The organism is Arthrobacter sp. H14 (assembly GCF_000520495.1).
In the GTDB taxonomy this organism is placed as follows: Bacteria; Actinomycetota; Actinomycetes; order Actinomycetales; family Micrococcaceae; genus Arthrobacter_C.
The window spans coordinates 25,498-31,751 of sequence record NZ_KI914669.1 but is presented as its reverse complement, the minus strand read 5'-3'; the positions used below and the strand labels follow the sequence as shown (position 1 = coordinate 31,751).

At 61.6% G+C, this 6,254-nt stretch carries 7 protein-coding genes and 1 pseudogene; 7 read left to right on the top strand and 1 reads right to left on the bottom strand.

From position 1 onward, the window contains the following. The 4 genes and pseudogenes from Y707_RS31590 to Y707_RS0115685 all read left to right on the top strand — a co-directional run. Nucleotides 1-559, top strand: a pseudogene (locus tag Y707_RS31590) (integrase); the annotation flags it as partial. Nucleotides 560-1,119: 560 nt separating this feature from the next. Then, nucleotides 1,120-2,541, top strand: coding sequence for a MinD/ParA family ATP-binding protein (locus tag Y707_RS32915; RefSeq protein ID WP_253905204.1), 1,422 nt, complete (start codon nt 1,120-1,122; stop codon nt 2,539-2,541). Nucleotides 2,542-2,553: 12 nt separating this feature from the next. Next, entirely contained in the window at nt 2,554-2,799 is a 246-nt protein-coding gene (locus Y707_RS0115690) for a type II toxin-antitoxin system Phd/YefM family antitoxin (RefSeq protein ID WP_026535792.1), read from the top strand. After that, nucleotides 2,796-3,059, top strand: coding sequence for a Txe/YoeB family addiction module toxin (locus Y707_RS0115685; RefSeq protein ID WP_026535791.1), 264 nt, complete (start codon nt 2,796-2,798; stop codon nt 3,057-3,059). Before Y707_RS0115690 ends, Y707_RS0115685 begins: the two co-directional genes overlap by 4 nt. A 39-nt stretch (nt 3,060-3,098) precedes the next feature. On the opposite strand, the gene Y707_RS0115680 is transcribed toward Y707_RS0115685, so the two are convergent. Further along, nucleotides 3,099-3,551 carry an Lrp/AsnC family transcriptional regulator gene (locus tag Y707_RS0115680; RefSeq protein WP_026535790.1) on the bottom strand — a complete coding sequence of 151 codons (453 nt, stop codon included), beginning with the start codon at nt 3,549-3,551 and terminating at the stop codon, nt 3,099-3,101. A 182-nt stretch (nt 3,552-3,733) separates the two neighbouring features. Between Y707_RS0115680 and pdhA the strand changes: the two genes are divergently transcribed. The 3 genes from pdhA to Y707_RS26595 form a co-directional block, all read left to right on the top strand. Continuing rightward, nucleotides 3,734-4,861: a pyruvate dehydrogenase (acetyl-transferring) E1 component subunit alpha gene (gene pdhA / locus Y707_RS26600; protein ID WP_035781998.1), complete on the top strand. Its 1,128-nt coding sequence runs from the start codon at nt 3,734-3,736 to the stop codon at nt 4,859-4,861. Nucleotides 4,862-4,863: 2 nt separating this feature from the next. Beyond that, a complete protein-coding gene (locus Y707_RS0115670; protein ID WP_275451222.1) occupies nt 4,864-5,976 on the top strand; it encodes an alpha-ketoacid dehydrogenase subunit beta in 1,113 nt (370 codons plus the stop codon). Next, nucleotides 5,977-6,254, top strand: a 278-nt coding sequence (locus Y707_RS26595; protein ID WP_035781997.1) for a biotin/lipoyl-containing protein, incomplete at its 3' end; no start/stop codon positions are given.

The following is a 6,254-nucleotide window of genomic DNA, read 5'->3' as shown; positions in this document are numbered from 1 at the left end:
GTTCCCGTTCCCGATCCTGGGGATCGATTCTGATAACGGCAGTGAGTTCATAAATTGGGAGCTGATCCGCTGGTGCGAGCAGGAGAAACTGACCTTCACCAGGTCCCGCTCCGGAAACAAAAACGACAGTGCCCACGTGGAGCAGAAGAACTGGCATATCGTCCGTCAGACGGTGGGCTATCACCGCTACGACACCGCCGCCGAGTTGGAACTGCTCAATCGGATCTGGGCGCTGCAGCGGCTGGCGACCAACCACTTCGCGCCGCAGCAAAAGCTCGTCTCAAAAGTGCGCAACGGAGCAAAGATCACCAAGAAATACGATCAGCCGGCCACCCCGTACCAGCGGGTCCTCGCCGATGAAGGGACCGTCTTGAAGAAGACCAAGACGAAACTGACCCGAGAGAACACGCCGCTGAACCCGGCAAAGATCCAGCGTGAAATCCAGGCCCTTACAGCCGAACTGCTGACCCTGACCACATCAAAAAGAGGACCGAAAACGCAACCAGCTATCCGGGCATTCTCAAATGATTCTGCGAATCGATCCAGCCGGGCATCTTGACATGATTCCTCGGGTAGTGATCCGCAACGATATGGTCCCGATGCGAGGCCATCTTCGGCACCCGCGATGTCCGCCCCGGCTAGTGAACCCGCGTGGCCGTGGTGACTGGTTGACGCAGGATGGTCTCCCTGTCCACAGAACCAGGGTCTATTGAATGTGATTCCGTCTCAACGCTTCGTTAGGATGGACGAGGATGTGCGGGCCGGGGGACGGCGCGGGTCGGCGCCGTCTATCACTACCGAACCAACCCGGAGCAGGTGCAATGAGCCAACCGTCAGATCACATGGTCGTTCAAATTCATAAGGACGGCTCTGTCATGGTCGGCGCCACCCGAATCAATACTGCAAGATACTCGGATCCCTACGCTGCGGCTTTCGACCAACTGGCACAGGAAGCGCAGCGCCGTGGACGCAAAGTGCTCACTCACGGGGTGGACCACACGATTGGCGAAGATACTTGGTTCTACGTCAGCGAGTCGGGTGAAACCGAATCCACCACGGAGCCGGAAATGACGGGCTACCCGCTCAGCAGCGCGCGCCCCTCCGGTGAAGCAGTACCTGATGGCTTTCGACCAACTGGCACAGGAAGCGCAGCGCCGTGGACGCAAAGTGCTCACTCACGGGGTGGACCACACGATTGGCGAAGATACTTGGTTCTACGTCAGCGAGTCGGGTGAAACCGAATCCACCACGGAGCCGGAAATGACGGGCTACCCGCTCAGCAGCGCGCGCCCCTCCGGTGAAGCAGTACCTGATGCTCCTGGATATGGTTCCGGTCCAGAGACCGGTCCAAAACCACTGCCGACGGCGTCTCTCCCACCGCTGCCATCCACAGATCCAGAGCCAGTAGCACCCCAAGCTCCTGCGGTGCCGAAGCCTGACCGCGCTCCCTTACAGCCGCCGCCGGATATTGATGCTGACGACCGGACTCTCCGGGAAACAGTGACTGGCCGCGCCGCAGCACAGGAAGACGACGTCGAGTTCGGCAAAGGTGCCGATAAGCCAACGCCGACGCGTGCCTCGAGGCGTGCGGAAACGACCGCATTCGTAAAGCCGACAAAGGACCGCCCCAGCGGTGGACTCCGCGGTGCGGTTTACAAAGCTTCGGGCGGTACGGTCAATCTGGGTCCGAGCGCCAGGCAGCGTGAGGACGATGCACTCGAGAAGCGGATCTCGCGGCAGCTCCACGGGGCATACAACACTGCTGTTTTGTCTCTTAAAGGGGGTATCGGGAAGACCTCGACCACTGTCGGCGTCGGCATGACGCTTGCCGAGTTCCGCGGCGATCCACCGTGCGCCATTGACGCTAACCCGGACTCCGGCGATCTCGCCGAACGTGCGCTGGGGGAGAGCATCTATCAGTCTTCGAGTCCCCGCACCGTCTCCGACATCATTGACGACCTTGGATCAATTACTTCCCTGACAGAGCTTTCCCGGTACATGCAGCACGCCGGCCGGTTCCATGTTCTGGCGGGGGAGCAGGAACCGGAAGTTTCCGACAGCCTCACCGCCGAGGAATACCTGAAGATCCGGGCGCTGATTGGCAAGTACTACTCTGTGCTGCTGACTGACTGCGGCACCGGCGTGACGCACAACGCCATGAAGGGCATTCTCCAGACTGCCGACAACCTGGTGATTGCGGCGGGATATGCGGTGAGCGGCGCCAAGCGTGCCCGCAGTACCCTCCTCTGGCTCGCCAGCCATGGCTATGAAGAGCTGGCCAGGAACGCCATCGTCGTCATTACCGACAAGGACGAAGTGTCTGCACGGGTGAATAAGGATGCCATTAACGAGCACCTGTCGGGTATCTGCCGCGAACTGATTGCTGTTCCGCACGACCGTGGCGTGGCCGATGGCGACCTGATCTCGCTGGAAACGCTCAAGCCTTCCACGCGCCCGGGCATACAAGGAGATTGCCGCCGCAATCGTCGACGGCTACCAGTAGCTGGAGTAATAGTAGTACGATATGTAGTACCACTATGAATGGAGGCTTCCATGGCCGTCACGGCATCCGAGGCGCGGAAGAACTTGTTTCCGCTCATCGAGCAAGTCAATAACGACCGCGCACCGGTCGAAATTACATCCAAGCGGGGAAGTGCCGTTCTGATGTCCATGGCGGAATACGAGTCCCTTGAAGAGACGGCGCATCTGCTTCGTTCTCCGGCCAACGCGGCACATCTGCTGGAAAGTATTGCGCAGCACCGCCGCGGCGAAGCCGCCGAACGGCATCTCGCTGAATGAGATTGTCCTTCACGGAAAACGCATGGGATGACTACGTCTATTGGCAGAAAACCGACAAGGCCAACCTTAAGCGGGTCAACCTGCTGATTAAGGACTGCCTCCGGTCACCGTTTGAAGGAATCGGCAAACCTGAGGCGTTGAAGCATCAGCTTGCCGGATATTGGTCCCGCAGAATCACCGACGAACACAGGCTCGTCTATGCGGTGGAGGATGAGCAGATCGTGATTATTTCGGTCCGTTATCACTATGGCGCTATCTGATCCTGCGGAAAAATTCCTGCTGGCGCCATCAGTAGATCCTTAGCGGGTGTCGATGTCCTCGAACACCAGGAAGGTTTGCGTATCCAGCACACCTTCCATGGACTGCAGCTTGTCGAAAATCACCCGGCGCAGGTCCACATTGTCCACGGCCCGCACCAGCAGGATGACGTCGAAGTCGCCGCCCACCAGGGCAATATGGTGAACCTCCGGTATGGATTGCAGCCGCTCCTTCAGCTCACGCCATGAATGCTGGCGCACCTTCAACGTCACGTACGCGGAGGACTTCAGCCCGGCCTTCGCGGGATCTATCAATGCCGTGAACCGCGTCAGAACGCCGTCTTCGGTCAGCCGCGCGATCCTCGAGTAGGCGTGCGCCCGCGAAATATGTACTTTTTCGGCGACGGCCGTGACGGACATTCTGCCGTCCGCCGCCAGCTCGCTCAGAATCCGCCGGTCCACGCTGTCCAGTGCCGGTGTCGCCTGCTCAACCATCCGTCTACATCCCTACTGGGTAATCCAGCTCACAGTTACATTTCGTCTACGACTCTAATGCTTTAGTTTCAGAATTTCCACAGTAATCCCCTCGACTGGATACGAATAGTCAGGTGAATCCATAATGGACAAACACAGTATCTTTCGTTGAAGACCTCAGCGTTGAGGAAAGGTGGACTTCCATGAGCAGTTCCACAGCAGAGGAATCGGCCCGCTCCGAGGCCGCGATGCTCCCATCGGCAGCTCCGGTGCAGCTTATTAACGAATTAGGCGCCCTCGTGCCCAATGAGCCCGGCGTCGCCGGCAAGTACCCGATGCCCTCCGCCGAAGAGCTGGTTCACGCCTACGGAAAGCTGGTGGTGGGCCGCCGCGTCAATGACCAGGCGAGCGCCCTGGTCCGGCAGGGGCGGATGGCCGTCTACCCGTCGTCGCACGGGCAGGAAGCCTGCCAGGTCGCGGCCGCGCTCTGCCTGGACGCGCAGGACTGGCTGTTCCCCACCTATCGCGACACGGTCGCCGTCATGACCCGCGGCGTGGACCCGGTCGAGGTGCTCGTATTGCTGCGCGGTGACTGGCACAGCGGCTACCACCCGATCGAGCACAAGGTCGCCACGCAGTCGACTCCGCTGGCCACGCAGCTGTTGCACGCCGTAGGCGTCGCCCACGCTGCCAAGCTGAAAGGCGAGGACACCGTCGTCGTCGCCATGTGTGGGGATGGCGCGAGCAGCGAGGGTGACTTTCACGAGGCGCTGAACTTCGCCGCCGTCTTCCATGTGCCGGTGGTCTTCTTCGTGCAGAACAACCAGTACGCGATCTCGGTTCCGCTCTCGCATCAGTCCGTCGCGCCTTCGCTGGCACACAAGGCGATCGGTTACGGGATGCCGGGCGAACGCGTGGACGGCAATGACCTGGCCGCGCTGCTCTCGGTGATGGGGGCCGCCGTCGAACGTGCCCGTGATGGCGGCGGACCGACGCTGATTGAGGCGCACACCTACCGAATGCAGGCGCACACCAACGCCGACGACGCCACCCGCTACCGGACCGATGACGAGGTGGCCGAGTGGGCCCCTAAGGATCCGGTGGTCCGGATGAAGAAGTACCTGACGGACGCCGCGCTGCTCACGGATGAGGCGGAAGCCGCCATCAAGGAGGAGGCCGAACTGGTCGCCGCCACGCTGCGCAGCGGTCTCAATGGCGAGGTGAAGGTCGACCCGGAGGACCTCTTCAAACACGTCTATGCAGAGCCGACGCCGCAGCTGGCCGAACAGGCCGCAATGCTGCGCGACGAGCTTTCCAGGGAAGGGGAGTAATCATGACCTCCGTTGCAGCGAAGCAGGAGCTGGATTCCACGATGCCTGTATCCGAAACGCCCGCACAGGCGGCAGTGCAGAAGAACGGGCAGCACAACGACGGCGGCACGGCTGTCCCGCTGACCTTCGCCAAGGCGCTGACGGCGGCGTTGTCCGACGCCATGGAGGCGGACGAGCGCGTCATCATGTTCGGCGAGGATGTGGGTCCCCTCGGCGGTGTCTTCCGGATCACCGATGGCTTGACCGCACGCTTCGGCGAACAGCGCTGTTTTGATACGCCGCTGGCCGAGGCGGGCATCATGGGTATGGCCGTGGGGATGGCGATGAATGGCATGCGTCCGGTGGTCGAGATGCAATTCGACGCCTTCGCCTACCCCGCCTTCGAGCAGGTGGTCAGCCATGTGGCGAAGATGCGAAACCGCACCAAGGGCCGCGTGAGCTTGCCGATCGTTATCCGCATTCCCTACGCCGGCGGAATTGGGGGAGTTGAGCACCACTGCGACTCCTCCGAGTCCTACTACGTGCATACTCCGGGCCTCACCGTCCTGGCCCCGGCCACTGTTGCCGACGCCTACACCATGCTGCGCGACGCGATCGAACTGGATGACCCGGTGGTCTTCCTGGAACCGAAAAAGATGTACTGGTCCAAGGACAACGTGGACCTGAAGGCGCTCAATGAAGCGCGGCTGTCGCCGGAGGTCCCCTCCGCGATCGGCAAGGCCGTGATCGCCCGGGAGGGAACCGATGCCACCCTGATTGCCTACGGTCCTTCCGTGCCGACGGCGCTGGCCGCCGCCGAAATTGCCGCCAAGGAAGGCCGAAGCCTCCAGGTTGTGGATCTGCGGTCGCTGGTGCCGTTCGACGACGAAACGGTCAGTGCCGCTGTGCGCTCGACCGGCCGCGCCGTCGTCGTTTCCGAAGCGCCGGGATTCGCCTCCGTTGCCTCCGAGATCGTGGCCCGGGTGCAGGAGCGTTGCTTCCATTCGCTGGCCGCTCCCGTCCGTCGGGTGTCCGGTTTCGATATTCCGTTCCCGCCACCGAAGCTTGAGCACTTCCACCTGCCATCGGTGGACCGCATCCTTGACGCCGTCGACGACCTGCAGTGGGAGGACTAAATGACTGCCACACAGCAGCGGCAGGTGTTCCTGCTGCCCGACCTGGGCGAAGGCCTGACCGAAGCCGAACTGGTGAACTGGCTCGTCGGCGTCGGCGAGGAAATCGTGGTCGACCAGCCGATTGCCGAGGTGGAGACCGCCAAATCGGTGGTCGAAGTTCCATCTCCGTTTGCCGGAACCGTCGCGGTCCTGCACGGCGATGCCGGGTCAACCATCGACGTCGGCAAACCGCTGATCTCGGTGGACGCCACCGAAGTGGCTGACTCGGCCGACGTCGT